This window comes from Mycetocola spongiae (genome assembly GCF_020424085.1).
Lineage (GTDB): Bacteria > Actinomycetota > Actinomycetes > Actinomycetales > Microbacteriaceae > Mycetocola > Mycetocola spongiae.
Genome location: NZ_CP080203.1, coordinates 1,128,476 through 1,153,204 on the forward strand (window position 1 = coordinate 1,128,476; position 24,729 = coordinate 1,153,204).

The following is a 24,729-nucleotide window of genomic DNA, read 5'->3' on the forward strand; positions in this document are numbered from 1 at the left end:
GTATGTCTGTGAAATAGCATAGAGTGTCCTCGACTGACTTGACGACTTCAGATTCTGCACTCACAGAAAGTAAATACATGGCCTTACCCTGGACCCTGCACGGCGATGGAAAGAACGTGGGGGCCCGCGAGATCGTGGCCCCGGGCGAGCGACTGAGCTGGCCCCGCACCATCGGTATTGGTGCCCAGCACGTGGTTGCCATGTTTGGTGCCACCTTCCTGGTGCCCGTGCTCACCGGATTCTCTCCGAGCACCACCCTGCTGTTCTCGGGAATCGGCACGCTGCTCTTCCTGATCATCACGAAAAATAAGCTGCCCAGCTATCTGGGTTCCTCGTTTGCGTTTATCGCGCCGATCGGTGCGGCCACCGCGAGCCACGGCCAGGACAGCGCGCTGCTGGGCGTGGTTGTGGTGGGCATCATGCTCGCCCTGATCGGCCTGCTGGTGAACTGGACCGGGACCGGCTGGATTGACCGCCTGATGCCCCCGGTGGTAGCCGGTTCGATCGTGGCGCTGATCGGTTTTGCCCTCGGCCCGGCCGCCTGGAATAACACCAAGGAGGCGCCGATCACCGCGCTCATCACGCTTTTTGCCGTGGTGATCTGCTCGGTGATCTTCCGCGGAATCCTCGGCCGCCTGGCGATCTTTGTGGGCGTTATCGTGGGTTATGTTTTTGCCGCGCTCCGCGGCGAGATCGACTTCACGGCTTTCCACGAGGCGGACCTATTTGGCCTGCCCACGTTTATCACCCCGGCGAACCCGTTTATGGATGCCTCGATCTGGGGCGTGCTGCCCGCGTTCCTGCCCGTGGTGCTGGTGCTGATTGCCGAGAACGTGGGCCATATTCGTGGTGTGGCGCAGATGGTGGACCAGCCCGAGCTGAATAAGCTCACGGGTCGGGCGCTCTTTGCCGATGGCCTCGCGACGATCTTCGCCGGCTCCGGCGGAGGCGCGGCCACCACCACCTATGGCGAGAATATCGGCGTGATGGCCGCGACCCGGATCTATTCCACCGCCGCCTATTGGGTGGCCGGTATCGCCGCGATCCTGCTCTCGCTCTCCCCCAAGGTGGGTGCGCTGATCGCGACCATTCCCCCGGGCGTGCTTGGCGGTGTCACCACGGCACTCTACGGCCTGATCGGCATCATCGGTGTCAAGATCTGGCTGGATAATAAGGTGGACTTCTCGCTGCCCAAGAACCAGTTCACGGCCGCCTCGGCCCTGATCATCGGCGTGGGCCAGTACCTCGTGATCGTGGAGGGTGTGGAGTTTAACTCGATCGCCCTCGGCTCGATCGCCGCGATTGTGCTCTATCACCTGATGAACGTCATCGCGAAGTGGCGCGGCACCGAGGAGAACTAGTCCCCTCGCAGCGCCCCGCGGCCCGCCTCCCCTCCGGAGAGGCGGGCCGTATCGGTAGGATAAGGAGCGCCATCCGCCATCAAACATCTGGAGAATTCCAATGAGTGAACCCGTAGTTGTTACCGCCCTGTTTATTCCCGTCGAGGGAAAGCTGGACGAGGTCATCGCCGCGCTGCGCCCGGCCATTGCCGCCGTGCACGAGGAGGAGGGCTGCGAGCTCTACGCGATTAATCAGCACCCGGACGGCACCGTGCTGATGATCGAAAAGTGGACCAGCACCGACCTGCTGGATATCCACGGCGCCGGACCGGCTGTGGCCGCGCTGAACGCCTCTCTTGAGGGCCTGCTGGCGCGCCCCGTGGAGGTCACCCGCCTCGCCCCGATTCCGGCCGGTACGCCCATGCAGGGCGAGCTCTAAAAGCCGCCGCAAAGTAAAACGGACGGCCACACTCCCGAGGGAGCGTGGCCGTCCGTTTTATCGTGTTCGTTTAGCCGCCGTGCAGCGCCGGGACGATCAGATAGATGCCAAAGAGCACAACCGCGGCACACAGGCCAAAGCAGGCATAGGCGCCAAAGCGGGCGATGTTTTTCTGCAGCGGGCTCAGCGGGTTTTTCTTGGCCGCCTTCGCCGCGCGCTTCTCCGCCTGCCGAATCTCCGATTTGGTATACACGGTGATCGCATCGGTGAACTCCGCGGGGATCACCACGGGCACGCGGCCCGCGGCGACCAGCAGGCGCACGCCCGAGGCATAAAGCGTGACCACCACGAGGGTTCCGCTGAGCGCGGCGATAAACACGGTCAGGAATGCAATCCAGTCGATGCTCATTTGCCGTCCTCCCGGTCTTCCGTGGCCTCTTCGCGGGCCTTAGCCTCGGCCTTGGCGCGGGCCTTAGCCTCGGCACGGGCCTTGGCCCGCTGCGCCGCCTTAAATTCGGCCTTGACCTCGGCCTTGACCTCGGCGCGGATCTCCGCGCGCTCCTCGGCCCGGGCGGCCGCCTCCAGCTTGGCTTCCTCCTTGGCCTCGGCCTTGGCCTCCGCCTTTGCCTCGGCGAGTGCCTCCAGCTTGGCCTCAACCTTTGCGGGGATCTTCTTGGGCTCCACGTCCTCGGGGATGACCACGGCCAGTCCCGATTCGGCCACATCGGCCACGGTGGATTCCACGATGGACTCCTTGGTGCGGCGCGACCACAGGTAGATGAACAGCACGGCGCTGAAGCCCACCACGGCGTCAAAAACGATACCGGCGGTGCCGAAGGTCTCCGCGAGATACGCGGCCCCTCCGCCCACGATCGCGGCGGCGGGAAGCGTCATGAGCCAGCCCATGCCGATCCGGCCGGCGGTGCCCCACTTCACCTTGGACCCGCGGCGGCCGAGGCCGGAGCCGATGACCGATCCCGAGGCCACCTGGGTGGTGGACAGGGCAAAGCCGAGGTGGCTCGACGCGAGGATCGTGGCGGCGGTGGAGGTTTCCGCGGCGAAGCCCTGGGCGGGCTTCACCTCGGTCAGGCCACTTCCGAGTGTCGCAATGATGCGCCAGCCACCCACATAGGTGCCCAGGGCGATTGCGAGGGCACAGACCAGGATCACCCAGAACTGCGGATTGGTATCGTCCGAGGACTGCGCACCCACGGCCACGAGGGTCAGGGTGATCACACCCATCGTCTTCTGCGCGTCATTGGTTCCGTGGGCGAGTGCCACCAGCGAGGACGTAAAGATCTGGCCATAGCGGAAACCGGAGCGCCCATCGGGCTTGCCGTCATAGCGGCGGGTCATCGCATAGACCAGGCGGGTGGCCAGGAAGGCGATGAGCCCCGCGGTAAATGGCGCCAAAATCGCCGGGAGGATCACCTTGGACAGCAGCTGACCGCCGTCAATAGAGGTGAATCCGATACCCACGATTGCGGCACCGATCAGGCCACCAAACAGGGCATGCGAGGAGCTGGAGGGAAGACCCAGCAGCCACGTGAGCATATTCCAGATGATGGCGCCCAGCAGGCCCGCGAAGATGAGTTCCGGGGATATTGAGACCCCACCCTCGCCCTCGCGAATAATGCCGTGGGAAATGGTTTTGGAGACCTCGGTGGAGAGGAAGGCTCCCACCAGGTTCAGGATGGCCGCGAGTGTCACCGCGACCTTTGGCTTCATGGCACCGGTGGCGATGGGGGTCGCCATTGCATTCGCGGTGTCGTGAAAACCATTGGTGAAGTCGAAAAATAGCGCGAGCGCTATAACAAGAATAACGATGAGGGTTACGTCCACCGGCATTTTTCTCTGAGTCGGGACTCCCCCGCGTTCAAAATCAGTTCATCAGGATTTCACGAACATTTTTTGTCTTCGAGGTTGCCATGATTGATGGCCAAGTCGATACTTCCACCCGATACCCGCGCAGTCAACTCGACATGGGGATTTTGGACGCGCGAAAGCACGAGGATTTTCCCGGTGATTTCGGCGATTCCCGGAATCTAGCGGCCGCCGACCCCGCCGCCCCCGGAACCACCGCCCGAGAACCCGCCACCGCCCGCGCCGCCACCGCCGCTGCTGCTCGGCGGGGACCAGGATGCGGCCGAGGTGGCCGAGGTACCAAAGCTGCCGAGGGTCGCGCCAAATACCGCGGCGTTAAACGCGGAGTTGCCGCCATACCAATAGGGTTCCACCGATTCGGTGACGTAATACTGGGCAAGCACTCCACCCCACTGTTTCTCGACCCGCCAGAGCACCGCGAGCGGAAGCAGCGACTCGTAGAGGTGCAGGACGCGCACCGGGTCTATCGGGCCGGCCACCTCGATCCGCTCGGCCCCCGCGGGGGATTGCAGAATGCGCAGGCGCTCGCTCTCCGCGACGCTGAGATAAAGCTTCATGCCCTCCAGATATTCGCGGGTGCGGTGTCCCTCCACCGTGAGCACATCGCGGGGCACGGCCAGCACCGCGATGATCACCAGCGTGAGGATGGTGAGCATAAGCCCGCCATAAACCCAGCCGTTGCCGGCCATCTCGCCCGAGGCGCGCATCATCACGATCACACTGCCGATCGTGAGGGCAAGACCCAGCAGGATCCACAGCCCCGCGCGGGGAAGCCCCACCCGCACGGTGAGGCCCTGTTCGCGGGCATCGGAGCGGGCATTCGCGGCGATCTTCTCCACGGCCTGGGTCAGGCGCTTGCTGGGTTCCTTAATCGCCCGCCGCTTGCCGGGAGCGGGCTTTTTCCCAAAGAGCCCGCGCAGCAGGGCGGCCAGGGGCGCATCCACACCCCGATCGTGGAGATATTCCAGCTCAAATTTATTTTTTCCGGGTTTGGTGGAAATATCCACGATCCGAATATTGCCGCGCACCGCAAGATCGATCATGCCGGCCTGGGGAAAGCGCGTGCTCGCACCGATGAGCTGGGCGCTCACCGCCAGGTCCACGCCCGGCGGCGGCGAGTACTGGGCCACCACGATCCCGTCGCCGACCAGGCCGCGGGTCGGGCGGCGGCGCGCGGTACTCGCGCCCACCACGGCAAGCACTCCCGTGCCGGCAATGCCCGCGGGCAGCCAGGTAAATACGGGGCGCTCCGCCGCGACCTCGCCTGGGGTAAATGTCTCGGGACGGAAGCCCACCGCCATTGTGATGTTTTGTCCCGGGGTCAGCACCTGCGGAGCGCTCGCGAATACGGCTCCCTCGGGCCCGTCCTCGCGGGAGAACTCGCAGCGATCGCGGGAGTCTTGGACGCCCCGATAGCACGCGGCCTCACCGTTAAGCGCGGGGATCAGCTCGGGCTCCACGATGATGCTCATCCGCGCATCGCGCACGTCCTGGCGCAGCTGCACGCCGATCGAGTCCCGATAGAACTCATCGGTATCGGTATTGTCAAAATAGCGGGTGACATCCGCCTGGGTATAGGAGATGCGATAGGTCTGAAGACCGTGCACATAATCATCGCCGCCGAGCGAGAGGATGATTTTATCGCTCTCGGAGGTATCCACCTCATAGGGTACGGGGGCGCCCTGGGCATCGGTGACCGATTCGATCCGGGTCTGCAGGTTCACCCCGAGATAGCCGCGCGGCATCATCCGCACGATGCCGCGATTTTGATCGTATTCGGGAAAATCAGCCACGAAGGTCTCGGTGGCGGCCAGCGTGGAGTGGCCCGCGGAATCGCGGCCGAGGCGATATTCGCCGCTAAACGAGGCAAACTCAAAATCCTCCACCCCGAGCCGGGGCGCGGCCGCCGCGGCGGGCTCCCCCGGGGCGGGCGCCGCCGCCGCGGGCAGCGCCCCGAGGAGGACGGCCCCCGCGGCCAGGGCCGCGGCTGCCGCCACCCGATGCATCGGGGGCCTGCGGGGACGAAACTCTCGAACGCTCATGCGCTTAATACTAGGAGTGGATCGCTATCCGCGGCCGCAAACCGTCCGCGAAAGCCCGCGGGCGCTACATTTCCTCGTGGGTATTGGGGTCGCCGCCGAAGAGACGACCATCGATGCGGCCGAGCGCGGTGATCGCGTCGATCTCGGAGCGCTCAAGCGAGAAGCCCAGGACGTCGAAGTTCTCGGCCTGCCGCTCGGGCGAGGCCGATTTGGGCAGCGGCACCACCCCGCGCTCGAGGTGCCAGCGCAGCACCACCTGCGCGGGGGTGACCCCGTGGGCCGCGGCGATCTCAACCACCACGGGCTCGTTATAGGGCGCGGCACGCTTGCCCAGGGGGCTCCAAGCTTCGGTGGCGATGCCGTGCTCACGATGAAACTCGAGGAGCGATTTCTGCGGAAAATACGGGTGCAGCTCCACCTGGTTGACCGCCGGGAATACGCCGGTCTCGGCAAGCAGGCGGGTCAGGAACTCCTCGGTGAAATTGGATACGCCGATCGAGCCCACGCGGCCCTGATCGCGCAGCTCCACCATGGCCCGCCAGGAATCGGCATATTTATTCACGCTCGGATTGGGCCAGTGGATCAGGTAGAGGTCGATATGGTCCAGGCCGAGGCGCTCGAGCGATCCCTCGAAGGAGCGCAGCGTGTTGTCATAGCCGTGATCGCGGCCGGGCAGCTTGGTGGTCACGGTGACCTCGCCGCGGGCGATGCCGGACTCGCGCAGCCCGCGACCCACCGCCTCCTCGTTCTCATAATTCACCGCGGTATCGATCAGCCGATAGCCTGTGCGCAGCGCGGAGGCCACCGCGGCGGCGCCCTCCTCGCCCGTGAGCGGATAGGTTCCAAACCCAATGCTGGGGAGCTGATGGCCGTCGTTCAGGGGAATTACCGGATATCGAGTCATCCCTTGAGGATACGCGCCCCGCCGCGAGCGCGCCCAAAGTTTCTTTCCGAGTCCGTCCCCGACCGCGCGCGTTTGGCCGCGGCGCGATAGCGTGGAGTCATGGCTGATCTGACTGCTCCGCGGGCCGCCCGCGAGCCCCATACCCGCATCCACCACGGCGATACCGTGATCGATAATTATGAGTGGCTCCGGGCCAAGGAGGAGCCGCGGGTGCTGGAGCATCTCGCGGCGGAAAACGCCTTCACCGAGGCGAGCACCGCGCACCTCGCGCCGCTGCGCGAGACCATCTTTGAGGAGATCCGCTCGCGCACCCTGGAGACCGATCTCTCGGTTCCCGCGCGCCAGGGCGAGTGGTGGTATTACGCCCGCACGATCGAGGGTGCCCAGTATCCCCTGCAGTGCCGCGCCCCCGTGGCCGATGCACAAGACTGGATTCCGCCGCTGCTGGAGCCCGGGGTGCCCGTGCCCGGGGAGCAGATCCTGCTGGATGGCAACGCCCTCGCCGAGGGGCACGAGTTTTTCTCCCTCGGCTCCTTCGATGTGTCCCAGGACGGCCATACGCTGCTCTATGCCGTGGATATCGTGGGCGATGAGCGCTATGTGCTGAGCTTTTTGCGCCTCGGCGGCCCGGGGCAGTCCCCGCAGCCGCTCCCGGAAACCGTGGAAAACACCTCCGCGGGGGCGTTTTTCTCCGCCGATGGATCGCGCGCCTATTACACCACCGTGGACGATTCCTGGCGGCCCGATACGCTGTGGCGGCATACCCTCGCCACCGCCGAGGCGCCGGGCCACGACGAGAAGGTTTTTTATGAACCCGATGAGAGCTTTTTCCTCGGTGCGGGCCTGACCCGGAGTGGAAAATACGTGGCCATCGCGATTGGCTCCTCGATCACCTCCGAGTGGCACCTGCTGGACGAGAGTGTGCCCGGCTCCGAGCCGCGCCTGATCTGGCCGCGCACCGAGGGCGTGGAATATGAGGTGGAGCACGCGGTGATCGGCGGCGAGGACCTGCTGCTGATCGTGCATAATAGCGGTGCCGAAAACTTTGAGCTGGTGGCGGTGCCCGCCGATAACCCGGGAACGGGCCCCGAGAACGCCACGGTGGTACTCCCCCACCGCGCGGATGTGCGGCTGGAATCGGTGGACGCCTTTGAGCATTTCCTCGCGATCGACTATCGCCGCGAGGGCCTCACCCGGCTCTCGGTTGTGCCGCTGGATGAGCACAGCACGCTGGATACCCTCGCCCCGCGCGAGGTGACCTTCGATGAGCCCCTCTATACCGTGGGCACCGCCGCCAATCCGGAATGGGTGCAGCCCACGCTGCGGCTCGGCTTCGGCTCCCTGATCACCCCCTCCACGGTTTACGATCTGGACGTGGCCACGGGCACCCTGGTGCTGCTGAAGCGCCAGCCGGTGCTGGGCGGCTACGACCCGGGCGAATACCAGCAGGCGCGCGAGTGGGCGGTGGCCGAGGACGGCACGCGTATCCCCATTTCGCTGGTGTGGAAGCGCGGGGCCGCGCGCCCCGGCCCGCTGGAACTCTACGGCTATGGGTCCTATGAGGCCAGCATGGATCCGTCGTTCTCGGTGGCGCGGCTCTCGCTCCTGGACCGCGGCGTGACGTTTGCGATTGCGCATGTCCGCGGCGGCGGGGAGATGGGCCGGGCCTGGTATGAAAACGGCAAGACCCTCACCAAGAAAAACACGTTTAGCGATTTTGTGGCCTGCGCGCGGCACCTGATCGACGCCGGCTATACCACCCCGGAGACCCTCGTGGCCGAGGGCGGCAGCGCGGGCGGCCTGCTGATGGGCGCGGTGGCGAACCTCGCCCCCGAGCTTTTTGCCGGGATCCTCGCGGCCGTGCCGTTTGTGGATCCGCTCACCTCCATTCTGGATCCCGAGCTGCCGCTCACGGTGATCGAATGGGACGAGTGGGGCAACCCCCTGGAGGGCGCCGAGGTCTACCGCTATATGAAGGAATACTCGCCCTATGAAAACGTGCGCGAGGGCGTGGACTATCCGCGAATCCTCGCGGTGACCAGCCTCAACGATACCCGGGTGCTCTATGTGGAGCCCGCAAAATGGGTCGCGCGGCTGCGCGAGGTGGGCGCCCCGGTGCTCCTGAAAACCGAGATGGTGGCCGGGCACGGCGGGGTCACCGGCCGCTATAACTCCTGGCGCGAGCGCGCGTTTGAGCTGGCCTGGATCCTCGATGTGATGGGCCTCGCCGGGCGCCCCTAGGCGAGGGCCACGATGACCTGTTCGCCGGCCAGCACGGTGGCGATCAGGATCATCAGGGTGCCCGAGGCCAGGCTCACGCGGCGAAAAACGCGGGGCCTGGCCGCGAGCACCCGCACCGAGAAGAGCGCGAGTGCCGAGTAGACCAGCGCGGTATTCACCAGCATGATGACGCCCAGCGTGGCCGCCTGCACGCCCACGGGCCAGGGGGCCGCGGCGCTGATGAACTGCGGGATCAGCGAGACATAAACGAGGATCACCTTGGGGTTAAGCCCACTGGTACCAAAGCCGCGGGTGAGCACGGAGCGCATGCTGGGGCGGGCCAGGGCCTCGGCATCGGGATCGGTCACGGCCGGCCCGGGCAGGCCCGAGGGCAGGTTGCGCAGCGTGGCGATTCCGAGCCAGAGCAGATAGCCGGCCCCGATCAGGGTCAGCACGCTGAGGGCCCCCGGGATGAGGGAGAGCGCGAGGCTCAGCCCGGCCGCGGCCAAGAGCGTATGGCCGAGGTGCCCCAGCAGCAGGCCCGCCACCGCGAGCAGGGCATCGCGCCGCGAGCGGCTATGCGAGAAGATATAGGCCCAATCGGCCCCGGGGGTGAATACCAGCGCGAGGCTGACCAGAAAAAATGCGCCGAGCAGTTGCTCGTTCATCGGGGCTGCCCGTGCCCGCCGCGTATATCCATCATCATCCAACCCCGTATCTATTAGGGCAAGAATATCGCCAAATTACCCGGGGTTTCTTTCTAAACTTGGCCGAATTTCCGCCGTTTCCCGGTAGAATCTTGCGCATGGACGAGATTGATTGGCAGATTCTTGCCGAGCTACAGGAGGATGGCCGGCTGAGCATCACCGATCTGGCCGCGCGCGTGGGGCTCAGCGTCTCGCCGTGCCATCGCCGGGTGCGGGCACTGGAGGAAACGGGCGTGATCCGCGGCTATCGCGCGGTGCCCGATCCGGCCGCCGCGGGCTTCGGTTTTGAGGCCGTGGTTTTTGTCTATATGGCACGCACCGATAAGGACACCGTGGTGGACCTGGAGTCCCGCCTCGCCGCGATACCCGAGATCATCGAGGCCGAACGTCTCTTTGGGGAACCCGATTTTTTGCTGCGCATCGTCACCGCGAGCCTGGAAACCTATCAGGCGCTCTATGACGAGGTGCTCACCGCCCTGCCGGGCGTGGAAAAGGTGCGCTCCACCATCGTGATGCGCCACGTCGTGGCCGAGCGCGGCCTCCCGGCCCGCCCGCGCCAGGCTCCATAATCGGCCAGTCTCGGCGGCTTTCTTTACCCGAAACCCGGCGCCCCCTAGCCTAAATACACACCCCAAACGGGTGTCGTGGGAGCGTGCTCTCATGCCACAACCTCAACGGAGATGTTGTTTATGGATACGGGTTCAATCCAGATACGCCGCGGCGATCGGGCGGGTAGTTCGCGCCCCCGGTACCCCGTGCCGAGCCGGTCCGGCTGGGCGGCACCGCTGGGACTCTGCCTGGTTGCGACCCTCCTGCTGACGGGCTGCGGGTCGCCCGAAAAACCCCTTACCGCCGCGTCCAATCCGGGCTCAATTGCCAATCTGCCCGTCTTTGAGGGGCACTGGGCGGAGGATTTTTCCTATCAGTACCGGACGGCACTCTCGGATGACCACCGGCGTGCACTCGCCGATGGAAAAATCAGCGAGGCCGAATTCGCCGAGGTACAAGACGAGTATCTCGAGTGTGTGCGCGCCACGGGAATCAGGATCACGCCGGATGAGTACGGAGGGGGTGCAAGCTATACGGCTCCCGCGGGGATGGGTACCGGCACCGCCAACGAGATTGAAACCCGGTGTTCGCACAGCAGCGGGGAGAGCACCATTGGTGCTTTATATCAAGGGACAATGAGAAACCCGGAGAACCTTGATAACTCACGGATCGTGGCCCAGTGCCTCGTGGATCGCGGTCTTGTAGAGAAAGGCTATAACGCCTCAAGGTACGACGCGCAACCGGTGGTCTACGACGATCTAATCGACCAAAACATCGATAATTTCAAGCGCGCCGATGAGTGTATTCGGGACCCGCTGGGGATACTCGCCGCGCACGAATAACTGCCTGAGCGGGCGGGGTGCCCGTCATCTGGGGCACCACCCACACCCATAATATGCGGACGTTTTGCTCCGCGAGCGGCGCCCTTCTTGTCATCAATTTCGCACAGTTTGCGCCAGCATCTCCCTCGATAGGTCCCACCACTCGTCTCGCCCGATAGGTTTACCCATACCCCGAACGGGGAGGGGGCGGATATTCCGGAGCCTCCTCCTTTATGGAAATCAACGGAGATTAACATGACACAAGAACCGTTGGCCACGGCCAGGTCACATGATGCCCGGGCCTGCAACGGGCAGATCCGGTGTGCACGCGCAGACTTCGGGACCCGAGGCAAGACGGCCAACGCCACCCGCTACGGTTCCACCCCGCGCGGCAATACAGCGTACTGGGACAAAAAATAGTGTTTGGGAAACAGATCAGAGCTATCCCCAGGCGATGGCGCCACGTCAGTTATGTTGCACCGATATTGGCCGTGGGGCTCCTGAGCATGAGCTCGTGCGCCTCCATGCCGCCGGGTTCCTCCGCGGGGCAGCAGCCGCGGGAGCCGATCAACGAACCAAAGTTTGAGGGGCCCTGGGCCGCGGAATTTGAGGATGCCTATCGGACGGCGCTCTCCGAGGATCACCGGCGTGCACTCGCCGATGGGGTAGTCAGCGAGGCCGAATTCGCCGAGGTCCAAAACGACTTTCTCGAGTGCATGCGCGCCACGGGGATCAGCATTACCGCCGATAATCCCGGCGGCGGCTATGACTACACCGTACCCGCCGGCATGGGCGGCGATACCTCCCAGGAGATCGATATTCGGTGTGCACATGAGAGCGGTGAGAGTACGGTCGGCGCGCTATATCACGCAATAGGTAAAAATCCGGAGAACCTCGATGAAGCAAAGATTCTGGCCCAGTGCCTCGTGGATCGTGGCCTGGTGGAGAAGGGCTATAACGCCGCAAGATATAACAGCCAGCCGGTGGTCTACGACGATCTGATCGATCAAAATATCGATAATTTCAAGCGCACCGATGAGTGTATTCAGGACCCGCTGGGGATACTCGCCGCGCGGGAGTAGCCGTGGGGGCGGGTAGATACCGCCCCAGGACACGCTGCCAATACCGCCACCGAGAGGAACCCGCAGTGTCTTATTGGCTGCCCGGTGGCTGTGATCGATCGCCGCCTGAAACCTCATCCGAGGGATCCTCACGAGGCGGAACCGCACCCGCGCCCCGGCAGGTTTGGGTCCGAGGCTGAGAGTTGCGGCCCCGACACTTCCCCGGCCAACAGCAGTCGTCTACCATAGCCCAAAATACCCCCAAATGCGGGGCGCGGGGGCAGTGCCCATCCGTTCATATCTCGTGATGAATCGAGGAAATTATGCAGAAAATACTCGCCGGAACCGTGATCGCACTCGTCGGTTCCGCCACCATCCTGGGCATCGCGGCGCCCGCATCCGCTCTCCACTCGGAGGACGCCGGCGGCGGTACGTTCGAATATGGCGTCGAGAAATTTGGCGGTAATACGTGGATCTCAAAGTCCAATTATTGGCATCCCTCGAAGAAGCATCGTTCAACCGCCTGCTACGCGTATACCCACTGCCGTCGATCGGCCGATGCCGGGCCCGGTGACTGGGCGGAGGCGGGAATCATCTTTGGGGGCGAGGCCGGCGCACGCGCGTACTGGTACGTATACTAACCGCCCGCCCCTGACCGCACCGAGGTCCCCCGAGCGCGCATCATCCCGTACCGCCCCGAGGCGGGAAAAAGGAACCACCCGGAAGAGAGAAGAATCATGACCCATCGCGGCGCCGCTGTGCTGATGCTTCCCGTATATATGATCCTCGGGGGTTGCTCCCCGCATTCCACGCCGGAGTCCTCCTCGGTGATGCCGGAGGTGCACGAGTCCACAATCCCGGAGTTCGGCGGCCCCTATGCCGCGGAATACCGCGAGGCCTATCGCACGCTGAGATCCGAGGATGGGCGCGCCATCATCGCGGATGAGAACATCACCGAGGCCGAATATGCCGAGATGGTCTCCGCCTATGGTGCCTGCCTGAGATCCTTTGGAATTCGGTTCCGAGGCTATAACCCCGATTTCTCCCACGATTATGACCTGCCCGAGGGCGAGCGTCATGAGGACGGGGAAAATCAGCTCAACGAGTGCGCCGCGCGCACGGGCGAGCGGGAGATCAACTACCTCTATTCCAGTGCCCTGAAAAACCCCGATCATCTGGACCGCGGAACGCTTGAGGTTGCCTGTTTCATCCGGGAGGGCCTGGTCTCCCCCGACTACACGGTAAACCAGTGGCAAAAAGACAATTTATCCCGGGAATTTCCGATCATCAGATCGGATAAAAGCGCGGCGGATCTCGATAGATGCCGGCGGGATCCCCTTGGCATCATGCCCCGCTAGGCCCGTCCCGAAAAGAACCATCCCCGCACCGTTTTAAGGAACCACGATGAACCCCACCCCCGATCGATCCGCGCGCAAACCCGGGTTTCGTCTTGCCCCCGCCGGGATACTGACCCTCGCGGCGGTACTCCTGCTCGCACTGGGTGCGGGCGGGGCCGCGCTCTGGCTGCCATCCGCGACCCCCGAATCGCTCACGGCGGCCTCCGCCGCCCCGAGCATCGCGGTGAGCGAGCGCGAGTTTTGGGATGAATACCCCGTGGAGCTGATCCCGGTGCGCGGACCCGATACCACGCTGATCTCCACGGCCAGCGGCAGAATCACCCGCTTCGAGTGCGGGGCTGGCACCACCCTGGTCTCCGGCAGCGCCGCACTGTTTGTGGACGGCAGCCCCGTGATCGCCCTGGCCACCTCGATACCGCTCTGGCGCGATCTGGTGGTGGGCGACCGTGGCACCGACGTGCAGGCGGTGCAAACCGAACTGGCCCGCCTCGGCCAAGCCGTGCGCATCAGCGGCACCCTGGATACCGCCACCCTGCGGGCACTCGGTGCCCTCTATACCGCCGCGGGAGAGAGGAGCACGCCCCCGGAATCCGTGGAACTGGCGCGCATCCTGTGGCTGCCGCGCGCCGCTACCCTGCTCAGTTCCTGCGCGCTGGGTACCGGATCGATGCTCACCTCCGGCGAGGCCCTCGCCGTGAGCACCGGCACGCTGTCCTCGGTATCGCTGACCGTGACCCCCACCGAACTCCTTCCCGGACCCCATAACATCGTGCTCGACTCCGTATCCGTTCCCCTCCCCGAGGAGGGCACCATTACCGAACCAGAATCGCTGGCGCTGATCGAATCTACCCGCGCCTATCGTGCGCTCCTGGCCGATACCGAATCCGAAGCCCAGCCGCTGAACGCCAAGCTGCGACTGGCCGATGCCCTCCTCGCCGCCGTGGTCCCACCCGGCTCCGTTTATGACCTGGACGGGCAGCGCGGTTGTGTCCTGACCGAGGGCACGCCGCTGCCCGTGCGCATCCTGGGTTCCCGCCTCGGCCAAACCCTCGTTTATCCCGAGGGCGAGGCCCCGAGCCCCGGCAGCGTGGACCTGCGTCCCGAGGGGCGAACCGCGTGTCGCTAATCCTGCACGGAATCGGGCACCGTTTTCCCGATTCCCCCTGGCTCTTCCGCGGGCTGGATATCACCCTTCACCCGGGCAGCACCTACGCGCTGACCGGTCCCTCCGGCTCCGGAAAAAGCACCCTCCTCGGGATCCTGGCCGGCTGGGTGGAGCCCGCCGAGGGTCGACTCGAACGCGGTGAGGACACCACCATCGGCTGGATTTTCCAGAACCCCCACGGCGTTGCCCGGCGCAGCGCCGCCGATCATGTAGCCCTGCCGCTCCTGGCACGCGGGCTCTCACCGCGCGCCGCCGACGCACGCGCCCGCGAACTCCTCGACCGGGTGGGGCTTCGTGACCGCGCCGACCGGCTCTTCCGCGAACTCTCCGGCGGCGAGGCCCAGCGGCTCATGCTCGCCCGCGGCATCGCCTCGCGCCCCGCCCTCCTGCTCGTGGACGAGCCCACAGCGCAGCTCGACCGCGTCACCGCGGGCACCGTGAACGCCGCGCTGGCCGCCACCGCCGATGAACATACCATCGTGATAGTGGCCACCCATGACGCCCATACCCGGGATGCCTGCGATGCACAGATAAACCTCGAGACCGGTGTGGAGGGCGAGGCATGATGCGCGCCCGCGCCACCTGGCGCGAGGCAGCCCGCAATATCTGGTCGGGCACCACCCGCGCCACCGGTTTTGGGTTAACCCTCTCCGCGCTCATCGCCGGACTACTGCTGGCCGATCTGGGCACCGTGCGCCAGATCACCGGCGAGTCCGAGGCCTTTGCCTCCGCGGGAGCCGCCACCCTGATTATGACCGCCGAGGGGCGCGTCGCCGGAGCCGCGTGTGAGGCCCTGAACGCCGTGCCCGGGGTGCGGGCGGCGGGAGCGCTGCGGGCGCTGCCCGATCCGCTCCGGCTCACGCTCCTCCCGCAGGCCCCGCTACCCCAGTTTGAGTTCAGCGCGGGCTTCCCCGCGCTGCTCCGGGCCGATGTCACCGCCTCCGGAGGTGCCCTCCTCTCGAGCGAGACCGCGCAATCCCTGGGCGTGGGCCCGGGCGATACCGTCGGGGCGGGAGAGGAACAGCTAATCGTGCGCGGCAGCTTCGACTATCCCGAGGACGGCAGGCGGGCGGGGCTCGGTTATGCGGTGCTCCTCGGCTCCGATCGCGACGCCCCCTATGACGAATGCTGGGTGGATTCCTGGCCACAGGTGCCCGATCTGCGCGGGCTGCTCCTGCTCACCGCGGCCCCGGGCGAGAAGCCCCCCGTGGTGGCCCAGCTCAACTCCCGGCTCGGCGAGTCCTTCGACGGCGCCCAAAAATTCGAGGACCGGCTGACCCGCTGGGCCGCACCGCTCGCCGGGGTGCTGGGCCTGAGCCTGGGATTCATTGCGATCCGGATTCGGCGGCTGGAATTGGCCTCCGCCCTGCACGCCCGCGTCCCCCGAGCCTCACTGGCCACGGGCGCGCTGCTGGAAACGGCGTCCTGGGCGCTGACCGCGCCGATCATCGGGCTCGCCCTCACCGCGCTGCTCGCCCGCTCATTCTCCGCGGAGGACGCCGGATCGATCCTCCTCCTCGGGGCGAGAATCGCCGTGCTCGCGGGCCTGGGGGCGCTACTCGGCGCGCTCCTCTCGCTGCTGCTGGTGCGCGAAAAACACCTATTCCGCTATTTTAGAGAGCGGTAGCGGGCCGTGCCCGCGTGCACCTAACCCGCGTTTAACCGGGAGAGGAACACGCGGGTGGCCTCCTGCTGCGGGGCATCAAAGATCTGCTCGGGCGGACCCTGCTCCACGATGCGGCCGTGCTCCAGGAAAATCACCCGATCGGCCACGCGCCGGGCGAAGGACATCTCATGGGTGGCCATCACGATGGTGCTGCCCGCGCGCTTCAGATCCTGCACGAGGTCCAGCACCTCCCCCACCAGCTGCGGGTCCAGGGCGCTGGTGATCTCGTCCAGGAGCAGGAGCTCCGGGTTGGTGGAGATCGCGCGCACAATCGCGACGCGCTGCTGCTGCCCACCCGAGAGGCGATCGGGGAAATCCTTGGCCTTCGCGGCCAGGCCGATCCGTTCCAACAGCTCCATGCCGCGGGCCTCCGCGGCGGCGCGCGGGACACCCTGAACCTTGCGCGCGGCCAGGGTCACGTTATCCAGCACGTTCAGGTGCGGGAACAGGTTATAGTGCTGAAAAACCACGCCGATGCGGGCGCGCACGGCATCCACCTTCACGCGGGGATCGGAGATATCCTGCTCCTGCAGAAAAATCTGGCCGTCGTCGATGCGCTCCAGCAGGTTGATGGTTTTGAGCAGCGTGGACTTGCCCGAACCGCTCGCGCCAATCAGCACCACCACCTCGTGCCGGGCCACCTCCAGATCCACTCCGCGCAACACCGTGGTCTCGCCGAAGCTTTTCACCACGTTTTTTACGCGCAGGACAATATCGCCCGCGGGGGTCGGGGTACTCAAATCTGACCACCAATCTGCTCGCGCTTCTGGGCGCGGGCGGTATACCAATCGGTGAGGCGAATCATCGGGAGACTCATCAGGATAAACAGCAGTCCGGCCACCACATAGGGCGTGAAGCTATAGGTCGAGGCCACCTGGATCTGCGCCGCGCGCACGGCATCCACCGCACCCAGCACCGAGATCAGGCCCACATCCTTCTGAATAGACACAAAATCGTTCATCAGGGCGGGGGTGACCTTGCGCACCGCCTGCGGCATGACCACAAGGCGCAGGGTCTTTGCGTGGCTCAGCCCGAGCGAGCGTGCGGCCATCCGCTGCGAGGGATTCACGGCCTCGATACCCGCGCGCAGCACCTCGGAGACATAGGCGGAATAGGTGAGGATCAGCGCCAGCGATCCCCAAAACTCCACGGGCATCCGCGGCAAAAAGTCCAGCCCGGGCAGGCCAAAGCCCACCAGATACAGCACCAGAATCAGCGGAATACCGCGGAAAATATCGGTATAGCCCGCGGCCAAAACCCGCAGCGGGAAAAATACCGGGCCGCGCAGCGTGCGGATCACCGCAAGCAGCGTGGCACCAATCGCAATGCCAATCGAGGCAAAAAACAGCACCCGAATATTCAGCCACAGCCCGTTAAGAACCGCGGGAAATGACGCCACAAAAACGTCCCAGTTAAAGAACGACCGCTGAACCTCGGCCCAGCCGTCGGTATTAATCACGGCGAACCACACCACCACCGCAAACACCACGGTTGACACCATGCTGATCAGGACGGAGCGGATATTCTGGGTGCGTCGGAACGCGCGCCGTTCCAGCTCGATGGCGCTCGGAGACGTGGTATCTACACTCATCGGAGTGCGATTACTTCAGGATCGGAGTGTTACCCGCATCGGCCATCCACTCGGTGGCGATCTTCTCCAGGGTGCCATCGGCGCGCAGTGCGTCCAGGGCTTCGGAGACGGGGGTGGTCAGCGGGGACTTCTTCGGCAGGACAATCGAGAGCTCATCGCCATCGGTGGCGCCGCCCAGCAGGCCCACAATCAGGCCGTTATCCTCGAGCTGATCGCCGACCACATAAAACGCCACGGGGGTGTCCACCACAATCGCGTCGATCTGGCCGGTCTTCAGGGCCATCACGGCATCCTCATTGGTGTTAAACGGGGAGACTCCGGCGGCGGGCTTGATGATGTCCTCCGCGGCGCTATAGCTCGTGGAGCCCACGGTCACGCCGATCCGCAGATCGCGCAGGTCGGCGAGCGAGGTGGCCCCCTCGGCGGCGCTGCCCTCGGTGGTCACCACGGCCTGGCCGGTGGTGTAATACGGGGTGGAGAAGTCCACGGCGTTCCGACGCTCATCGGTCGCGGTGTACTGCTGCATGTTCAGGTCCCAGTCCTTCGGGCCCGGCGCGATGGCCGATTCGAAGCTGGTGCGGGTCCACACCACGTCCTCCTTGGCGAAGCCGAGCTTCTCGGCCACGGCATAGGCCACGGCGGACTCGAGGCCCTTACCATTGGAAGGATCGTTATCGATGATCCAGGGGAAATATCCCGGGTCTCCCGTGGCCACCGTGAGCTTACCCGCGGTGACGGTGTCCAGCCCGGTATCGGAACCACCCTCGGCGGCAGGCGTGGAGCTGCAGCCGCTCAGAACCAGGGCGGTGGCGGCCACGGTCGCGAGGATCGTGGCACGCAAAACAGAAATACGGGACATGGGGAATGTACCTTTCGGGAACGTAAGAAGTCTCGACGCAATCATAGCGCCGCGTGAAGAAACGTGTTATTTTGTGACGTTTGGAGTCATTTTTCGAGCTGCCAGTCCTCGAAGCTAAAACCGGGTGACACGACGCAGCTCACGAGCGTCTCCTCGGCCGCGGGAAGCGTGCGCTGCCATACCCCCGCGGGCACCAGCAGCTGAAGGACCTGCCCCGCCTCCAGGTCCGGGCCCAGCCGGATGCTCTCGGCGATGTCGGGATGCTCGCCCGTGCCGCCAAGCTCCAGGGTCAGCGTGCCCGGGCCGTGCCAGAGCCAGATCTCATCGGAGACGACCTTATGCCACAGCGATTGCTCCCCCACGGGCAACAGAAAATGGATCAGGGTGGCCGCGGGACGCACCCCGCCCGCGGTATCCACGGGAGTGCCGCCCGTCCAGGTGCGGCGATACCAGCCGCCCTCGGGATGCGGCGCAAGATCAAGCAGCCGCGCCCGCTCGGGCACATCCAGCCACTCGATATGGGCGCCGTCCACGGTGGTGCGCTCGGCGCGCAGCGGTTCAGTCATTGGAGTTCTCCTCGGAGGTTAGGTCCCAGGCCGGGGCGCTAAAGCGGACGCGGCCGGCGATCACGGTGGCCACGCAGGTTCCCTCGCCGGCCTCCACCAGCTGGGCCAGGCCATCGTTTTCGGCGGTCACCGGAATATCAAAAAACGCCAGATCGGCGAGCGCCCCCACCGCGAGGTGGCCAAAGCGGCGCGGCCCCACGTTAAAGCCCATCGCCGCGGCGCCGCCGAGCGTGGCGGCGGAAAAGAGCCGGGCATGCAGGTTGGCGGCGTGATAGCCCTGATCGCGCGCGATCCGGTAGAGCAGCGCCACATCGGCCATCAGGTCCAGCGAGGGTGAGGATGCGAGCGAGTCGGTGCCCACCGAGACCTGGTTGCCCTCCTGAAGATACGCGGCCACGGGCGGCATTTCCAGGCCGATGGTGCGGTTGGAGCGCGGGCAGAGGGCCACCGCGGTGCCGCGCAGGCGCAGCAGTTCCCGGTCGGCCTCGTCCACGTATACACCGTGGGCGATATGGCAATCGGGGCCGAGCACACCGAGGTGATCCACAAACTGGGTGGAGCTGACGCCGATGCCCTTGCGGCGCAGATCGCGGAAGCTGCCCGCGCCGAGCTGGGACCAGCCGTCGTGCGGGGCGGATTCGCCGCGTTCGATTCGGGATTCGGCGAGATGAATATGCAGGCGCAGGCCGTTTTGGCGCACAATATCGGGGATGTCCAGGAGCGGCTGAATATCCAAGGAATAGGGGGCGTGCGGGGATACACCCGCGCCCGGGGTATGCGGGATGCGGTGCATCTCATCGCGCACGCGGTCGCGCCCGTGGGTGCCCCAACCCTCGTTATCCCAGCCCATGACCTCCCAGTAGGCGATGCCGTGCAGGTTGGCATCGTGCAGCGCGTCCAGCGCGCCGGCATCGGTCACGACATCCGCGGCGGCCGAGGTGCCCGTGGCGATGGCCAGGCGCGCGCCGGTCGCGGCATGCACACCCCAGTCATCACCCTGCCGGTCATATACCTCGTCGAAGGACTCCCCCCAGTCCTCAAAGCCGTCATAGCTGCCGAGGGCCACCTCGCCCATGCCCGAATATTGCAGGTGGGTATGGGCGTTCACGAGGCCCGGGCTGAGGATGCCGGGCCAGTGCCGCTCGCGGAACTCCACGCCCCGCTCGCGCAGCGCCCCCACCACCCACTCGCGCTCGCCCACGTGCAGGATGCGATCGCCCAGCACGGCCACCGCCCCGTCGTGGATGCGCGGCGCGGTAATCGGGAGTACAAGATCGGCGGAGTAGACGATGATCGCCGGTGTTCCGTTCACGGGGTGTTGTCCTTTGAGATGCTGAAGCGGGTATGGGTCCACGCGGCCACGGATTCGCGCTGGCGCGCGCTGGCCCGGTCGAGGGGAAGATTCTGGGCCGCCAGATAGGCCGCGGCCACGGCGTCATCGGCGGCGCGCGAGAGCGGATGCACTCCCGGGGCGAGGGGCGCGCCCGTGTGCAGCTGGGCGAGGGCGGAGAGCTGCACGCCGAAGGAGAGGTCCATGATCTCCACGGGGTTGCCCTCCCCCGCCGTATAGTTCACGCCGTCCCCGCCGGCCAGGAGGTTCAGCCACGGGCCGCCCGGGAGACGCAGAATCTCGTGCTGTTCGGCGTGGGGTTCGCGGCGGGCGCCGGCCGCGCGGGCATCCGCGAGGGCGATCTCCTCGTCCACGCCCCCGGCCACCGCGAGGTAGGTGCCGTCGGCGCAGGCGGAAAGCACGTCCAGCGGGAGGGTATTTTTGATGCCGGTGGCCGAGACGATCAGCTCGTTTCGCCCGGCCTCCGCGGCGAGCGCACCAAGCGCAAGGCCGTCATAGGTGGCCTCGGCGGCCCGCACCGGGTCCACCTCGCTGATCGTGACGATCGCGCCGAGCCCGGTGAGGAAGCGGGCGACGCCGCGCCCCACCGGCCCATAGCCGATCACGAGCGCGCGGGTTCCCGCAAACGGGATGCCCGGGCGCTCGCGCGCCAGGAGCTCCAGGATCGCAAATACGCTGGACTGGCCGGTGCCATGCGCGTTATCAAACAGGGTTTTGCACCGGGCATCGTTCACCGCGATCACGGGAACCCGGAGCTCTCCGGCCTCGGCCATGACCCGCAGCGGCCGCAGGCCACTCGTGGTTTCCTCGGCCGCACCGCGCAGCGTGGCGAGGATATTCGGACGGTCGGTATGCGCGAGCCGGATCAGGTTGGAGCCGTCGTCGATGAGATAGTCGGGGGCCTCGTCCAGCAGTTCCAGGGCCGCCGCGCGCTCCTGTTCCGGGGTGGAGCCGGGCCGGGCCAGCACGCGCACCCCGGCGGCGGCAAGCGCAAGCGCCACCTCGGGATCGGTCTCGTTACCGGGGGCAAATACGCTCACGGTGGCGCCGGCCTCGCGCAGGGCGAGGGCAAGCACCGCGGTTTTGGGTTCCAGGATCAGGCACAGGCCGAGGTGTATTCCGGCCAGCCCCGAGCCCGCCCCCAGCGCGCGGGCGAGATCCCGGGTGACCGGCATATGCTCGCGGGCCCAGGCGATCCGGCGGCGGCCCGCATCCGCGGCGGCCTCGGGAACGGCGGCGGGTTCGCTCAGCAGCAGGATATCCCCGCCGCCCGCGGTGTGGCGGGTGAGTTCGGGGCGCGGCCGGTCCACGGGCTCGCCCCAGGCACGGCGGTCGAGGCCGGGAGTGGCGGTATCCGCGGCCGCGTCGATCACGATCGTCTCGGGGGCGATTCCGGCCAGGTCGGCGGGGGTCGCGGCGGGCAGGCCCTCCCCGCTGAGGAAAAGATAGCGTGCCCCGGGTCCGGGGCTCACGCGCGAGCCCAGCGCGCGCAGCCGCTCGGTGAGCAGCGCGGCGATCGGCCCGTGTCCGTGCACCTCGGAGACGGTGCCGGCCAGCAGGAGGTTTCCGGCGCGGGCGGTGCGCGCGAGGAGGGTCTCCACGTGTACCGGGAGGGCGTCTGCCTCGCGGGGTGTTTCGGGGAGCGGGTGTGGGGGTCTGGGCACCCCCTCATGATATCGGCCGTGGGGGTGGCCTGCCGCGGCCGGGAGCGCTTAGGCGCGGGGGCTGTCGCCGAGGAAGCCGCGCAGCAGCGCCTCGGTTCCGGCGAGGTGATCCGCGCAGGCGCGGCGGGCCGCCTCGGAATCGCCGCTGAGGATGGCGTCCACGATCCCCCGATGCTGCCGGTTGGAGTGCTCCAGGTTGGTTTCGATCATCGGGATAAAGTCCAGCAGGGCGCTGATCCGGGAGCGGGCGTCGAGGACCGCGGCGGTGAGGGAGGGCGAGCCGGAGAGCTCGGCAATCGCGATATGGAAGCGGGCATCGCGCGGGCGAAAGCCCTCGCGATCGGCCGCGGTGACCTCCTCGAGCGTGGCCAGCAGGTGGGCGCGCTCGGATGCGGTGAGCGTGGCCTGCGCGGCGAGCGCGGCGGCCTCGGGTTCCACCACGCGCCGGAAAATGAGCACATCGCGAATCTCGCCGGATTCGGGACCCTCGCCCTCGCCCGCACCGCGCGGAACCCGTTCGGCCACGCTGGTTCCGCCGTAGCGTCCGCGCTGAACCACCACAAAGCCGGCCTTTTGTAATTCGGCGAGCGCATCGCGCAGCGTGGCCCGGGAGATGCCGAGGCTCTCCGCGAGTTCCCGCTCGGGGGGCAGGCGCGAGCCCGCGGGAAATACACCGAGCCTAATTCCCTGCAGGAGCCGCTCGATGGTCTCCTCAAACGCGTTCCCCTGCCGCACCGGGCGCAGGAGCGGCCGGCCGGAGTTGAACTCGTTGATATCCATAGGGTCACCGTAGCGCATCCCGCCCGGACCAAAGCGGACATTTCAGGCCATTAACCCTCCCGCGTCGGGACACAACCACCGCCGGGTCCCGCGGGTTTCTCCGCGACTTACGCGCCCCCGAGCGGGTGAATTCAAATTAACCCTTGACCCCACGGCACGGGTGGGTAAGACTAGCCAACACAACGATGGTCTGAAATCAGTCCTTTAAAAATAACCGCATAACCCACCCGTAACGATCTTCGAAAGAAGGCTTCCGGCATGAAAAATTCGCGCAAAGACGCTCGAAAAGCTGGCACCGGTACATCCTCCCCCTCCACCCCCGGCGCGGCCGAGAGCACGGCCGGCTATCTCGCCCACCGCCAGCTCAAACGCGGCGCCGCCGGCTGGATCCTGCTCGCCGGACTCGGCGTGGCCTATACCATCTCCGGCGATTTCTCGGGCTGGAACCTCGGCCTGGCCCAGGGCGGCTGGGGTGGCCTCCTGATCGCATTCCTCCTCATGGGCACAATGTATGCCTGCATGGTGTTTGGCCTCGCCGAGATGTCCTCCACCCTCCCCACCGCGGGTGCCGGTTATGGCTTCGCCCGGCGCGCACTCGGCCCGCTCGGCGGGTTTGCCACGGGCCTCGCGGTCCTGATCGAATACGCCGTGGCCCCCGCCGCGATCGCCACGTTTATCGGCGGCTATATCGAGGCGCTGGGCCTCTTTGGGATGACCAACTCCTGGCCCGTCTATCTGGTGACCTATGTGATCTTTGTGGGCATCCATATCCGCGGCGTGGGCGAGGCGCTGAAGCTGATGTTTGTGATCACGGCCATCGCCGTGGTCGCGCTGATCGCCGTGGTGATTGGTCTCATCCCGCATTTTGATCCCGGCAACCTCTTTGACATCGTGCCCAATGACGCGGTGGGTGCCAGCGCTTTCCTCCCTATGGGCTTTGCCGGGGTCATGGGTTGCCTGGTCTTTGGCATCTGGTTTTTTCTCGCCGTGGAGGGTGTGCCGCTCGCCGCCGAGGAAACCGCCAATCCCAAAAAGGACATGCCGCGCGCGATCATCGTGGCGATGGCGGTGCTTTTTGTCTCGGGCGCGTTTATGCTGGTGCTGGTTCCCGGGGCGGCCGGTGCCCAGCTGATCGGCGGCTCCGATAATCCGCTGCCCGAGGCCCTCCGCCACGTATACGGCCAGAATTCCTGGCTCGCCGGATTTGTGAATTATGCGGGCCTGGCCGGCCTGGTCGCGAGCTTCTTCTCGATCATCTACGCCTATTCCCGGCAGCTATTTGCCCTGTCCCGCGCGGGCTATCTGCCGCGCTGGCTCTCCCTCACCGGCAAGCGCCGCACCCCCTATCTGGCCCTGATTGTTCCCGGCACGATTGGCTTTGCGCTTGCGGCCCTCACCGGAAACGGCGGGCTCCTGATGAACGTGGCGGTATTTGGCGCCACGGTGTCCTATGTGCTGCTGAATCTCTCGCATATTGTGCTGCGCGTGCGCGAACCCAATCTGGAGCGCGGCTATCGCACCCCCGGGGGAATCTTCACCACCTCGCTGGCCCTGCTGCTGGCGGCCGTCGCTGTCTGCGCCACGTTTGTGGTGGATGTCACGGCCGCCGGGGTCACCGCCGGAATCTTCCTGCTGGGCCTCGCCTATTACTGGTTCTATAGCCGCCATCACATCGTGGGTGGCGCGCCCGAGGAGGAGTTCTCCCTCCTCGAAGAGGCCGAGAGGGAGCTCGGCTAGTCATTCCCGGTTTTTCTGTTCCCGC

At 65.9% G+C, this 24,729-nt stretch carries 24 protein-coding genes; 12 read left to right on the forward strand and 12 right to left on the reverse strand.

Going from position 1 to position 24,729, the window contains the following annotated elements:
- Positions 1–77 precede the first annotated feature (77 nt).
- Together KXZ72_RS05220 and KXZ72_RS05225 are read left to right on the forward strand one after the other, a co-directional pair.
- Positions 78–1,361 carry a uracil-xanthine permease family protein gene (locus KXZ72_RS05220; RefSeq protein WP_226082685.1) on the forward strand — a complete coding sequence of 428 codons (1,284 nt, stop codon included), beginning with the start codon at positions 78–80 and terminating at the stop codon, positions 1,359–1,361.
- Between the two features lie 100 nt (positions 1,362–1,461).
- The gene (locus KXZ72_RS05225; protein WP_226082686.1) at positions 1,462–1,779 is read left to right on the forward strand and encodes a putative quinol monooxygenase; all 318 of its coding nucleotides are present in this window, start codon (positions 1,462–1,464) and stop codon (positions 1,777–1,779) included.
- A 70-nt stretch (positions 1,780–1,849) separates the two neighbouring features.
- Here KXZ72_RS05225 and KXZ72_RS05230 read toward each other — a convergent pair whose 3' ends face one another.
- The 4 genes from KXZ72_RS05230 to KXZ72_RS05245 form a co-directional block, all read right to left on the reverse strand.
- Positions 1,850–2,188: a peptidase gene (locus tag KXZ72_RS05230; RefSeq protein ID WP_226082688.1), complete on the reverse strand. Its 339-nt coding sequence runs from the start codon at positions 2,186–2,188 to the stop codon at positions 1,850–1,852.
- Complete coding sequence (locus KXZ72_RS05235; protein ID WP_404823680.1) at positions 2,185–3,621, reverse strand: inorganic phosphate transporter; 1,437 nt, start codon at positions 3,619–3,621, stop codon at positions 2,185–2,187. The genes KXZ72_RS05230 and KXZ72_RS05235 overlap by 4 nt, the downstream gene beginning before the upstream one ends.
- Positions 3,622–3,824: 203 nt before the next feature.
- Positions 3,825–5,705: a DUF2207 family protein gene (locus KXZ72_RS05240; RefSeq protein ID WP_226082691.1), complete on the reverse strand. Its 1,881-nt coding sequence runs from the start codon at positions 5,703–5,705 to the stop codon at positions 3,825–3,827.
- Positions 5,706–5,769: 64 nt separating this feature from the next.
- On the reverse strand, positions 5,770–6,609 hold the full coding sequence (locus tag KXZ72_RS05245; protein WP_226082693.1) for an aldo/keto reductase: 840 nt from the start codon (positions 6,607–6,609) through the stop codon (positions 5,770–5,772).
- Positions 6,610–6,708: 99 nt separating this feature from the next.
- Here KXZ72_RS05245 and KXZ72_RS05250 point away from each other — a divergent pair, with 99 nt between their 5' ends.
- On the forward strand, positions 6,709–8,850 hold the full coding sequence (locus KXZ72_RS05250; protein ID WP_226082694.1) for a S9 family peptidase: 2,142 nt from the start codon (positions 6,709–6,711) through the stop codon (positions 8,848–8,850).
- Here KXZ72_RS05250 and KXZ72_RS05255 read toward each other — a convergent pair.
- Positions 8,847–9,497, reverse strand: a complete 651-nt coding sequence (locus tag KXZ72_RS05255; protein ID WP_226082696.1) for a LysE family translocator — start codon at positions 9,495–9,497, stop codon at positions 8,847–8,849. The genes KXZ72_RS05250 and KXZ72_RS05255 overlap by 4 nt on opposite strands.
- 137 nt (positions 9,498–9,634) lie before the next feature.
- Between KXZ72_RS05255 and KXZ72_RS05260 the strand changes: the two genes are divergently transcribed.
- The 8 genes from KXZ72_RS05260 (at position 9,635) to KXZ72_RS05295 (ending at position 16,117) form a co-directional block, all read left to right on the forward strand.
- Positions 9,635–10,105, forward strand: a complete 471-nt coding sequence (locus KXZ72_RS05260; protein WP_226082698.1) for an Lrp/AsnC family transcriptional regulator — start codon at positions 9,635–9,637, stop codon at positions 10,103–10,105.
- A gap of 120 nt (positions 10,106–10,225) precedes the next feature.
- Positions 10,226–10,927, forward strand: a complete 702-nt coding sequence (locus KXZ72_RS05265) for a hypothetical protein (protein WP_226082699.1) — start codon at positions 10,226–10,228, stop codon at positions 10,925–10,927.
- A 485-nt stretch (positions 10,928–11,412) separates the two neighbouring features.
- Positions 11,413–11,988, forward strand: coding sequence for a hypothetical protein (locus tag KXZ72_RS05270; RefSeq protein WP_226082701.1), 576 nt, complete (start codon positions 11,413–11,415; stop codon positions 11,986–11,988).
- Between the two features lie 302 nt (positions 11,989–12,290).
- Positions 12,291–12,608, forward strand: coding sequence for a lactococcin 972 family bacteriocin (locus tag KXZ72_RS05275; protein ID WP_226082708.1), 318 nt, complete (start codon positions 12,291–12,293; stop codon positions 12,606–12,608).
- Between the two features lie 96 nt (positions 12,609–12,704).
- Positions 12,705–13,325, forward strand: coding sequence for a hypothetical protein (locus KXZ72_RS05280; protein ID WP_226082710.1), 621 nt, complete (start codon positions 12,705–12,707; stop codon positions 13,323–13,325).
- Positions 13,326–13,371: 46 nt separating this feature from the next.
- Entirely contained in the window at positions 13,372–14,451 is a 1,080-nt protein-coding gene (locus KXZ72_RS05285; protein ID WP_226082712.1) for a hypothetical protein, read from the forward strand.
- Positions 14,442–15,056 (forward strand): ABC transporter ATP-binding protein, encoded by a 615-nt coding sequence (locus KXZ72_RS05290; protein WP_226082714.1) that lies wholly within the window; start codon positions 14,442–14,444, stop codon positions 15,054–15,056. Before KXZ72_RS05285 ends, KXZ72_RS05290 begins: the two co-directional genes overlap by 10 nt.
- Positions 15,053–16,117, forward strand: coding sequence for a hypothetical protein (locus KXZ72_RS05295; protein WP_226082716.1), 1,065 nt, complete (start codon positions 15,053–15,055; stop codon positions 16,115–16,117). Before KXZ72_RS05290 ends, KXZ72_RS05295 begins: the two co-directional genes overlap by 4 nt.
- Positions 16,118–16,137: 20 nt before the next feature.
- On the opposite strand, the gene KXZ72_RS05300 is transcribed toward KXZ72_RS05295, so the two are convergent.
- From KXZ72_RS05300 to KXZ72_RS05330, 7 genes are all read right to left on the reverse strand, one after another.
- Complete coding sequence (locus KXZ72_RS05300; protein WP_226082717.1) at positions 16,138–16,896, reverse strand: amino acid ABC transporter ATP-binding protein; 759 nt, start codon at positions 16,894–16,896, stop codon at positions 16,138–16,140.
- Entirely contained in the window at positions 16,893–17,747 is an 855-nt protein-coding gene (locus KXZ72_RS05305) for an amino acid ABC transporter permease (RefSeq protein WP_226082719.1), read from the reverse strand. The genes KXZ72_RS05300 and KXZ72_RS05305 overlap by 4 nt, the downstream gene beginning before the upstream one ends.
- 10 nt (positions 17,748–17,757) lie before the next feature.
- The gene (locus KXZ72_RS05310) at positions 17,758–18,606 is read right to left on the reverse strand and encodes an ABC transporter substrate-binding protein (RefSeq protein ID WP_226082721.1); all 849 of its coding nucleotides are present in this window, start codon (positions 18,604–18,606) and stop codon (positions 17,758–17,760) included.
- 86 nt (positions 18,607–18,692) lie between these two features.
- Entirely contained in the window at positions 18,693–19,172 is a 480-nt protein-coding gene (locus KXZ72_RS05315; protein WP_226082722.1) for a cupin domain-containing protein, read from the reverse strand.
- On the reverse strand, positions 19,165–20,484 hold the full coding sequence (locus KXZ72_RS05320; RefSeq protein ID WP_226082724.1) for an amidohydrolase family protein: 1,320 nt from the start codon (positions 20,482–20,484) through the stop codon (positions 19,165–19,167). Before KXZ72_RS05320 ends, KXZ72_RS05315 begins: the two co-directional genes overlap by 8 nt.
- The gene (locus KXZ72_RS05325) at positions 20,481–22,187 is read right to left on the reverse strand and encodes an adenosylhomocysteinase (protein WP_226082726.1); all 1,707 of its coding nucleotides are present in this window, start codon (positions 22,185–22,187) and stop codon (positions 20,481–20,483) included. Before KXZ72_RS05325 ends, KXZ72_RS05320 begins: the two co-directional genes overlap by 4 nt.
- Before the next feature lie 48 nt (positions 22,188–22,235).
- A complete protein-coding gene (locus tag KXZ72_RS05330; RefSeq protein ID WP_226082727.1) occupies positions 22,236–22,967 on the reverse strand; it encodes a FadR/GntR family transcriptional regulator in 732 nt (243 codons plus the stop codon).
- A 258-nt stretch (positions 22,968–23,225) separates the two neighbouring features.
- Here KXZ72_RS05330 and eat point away from each other — a divergent pair, with 258 nt between their 5' ends.
- Positions 23,226–24,704 (forward strand): ethanolamine permease, encoded by a 1,479-nt coding sequence (eat, locus tag KXZ72_RS05335; protein ID WP_226082729.1) that lies wholly within the window; start codon positions 23,226–23,228, stop codon positions 24,702–24,704.
- Positions 24,705–24,729: the final 25 nt, after the last annotated feature.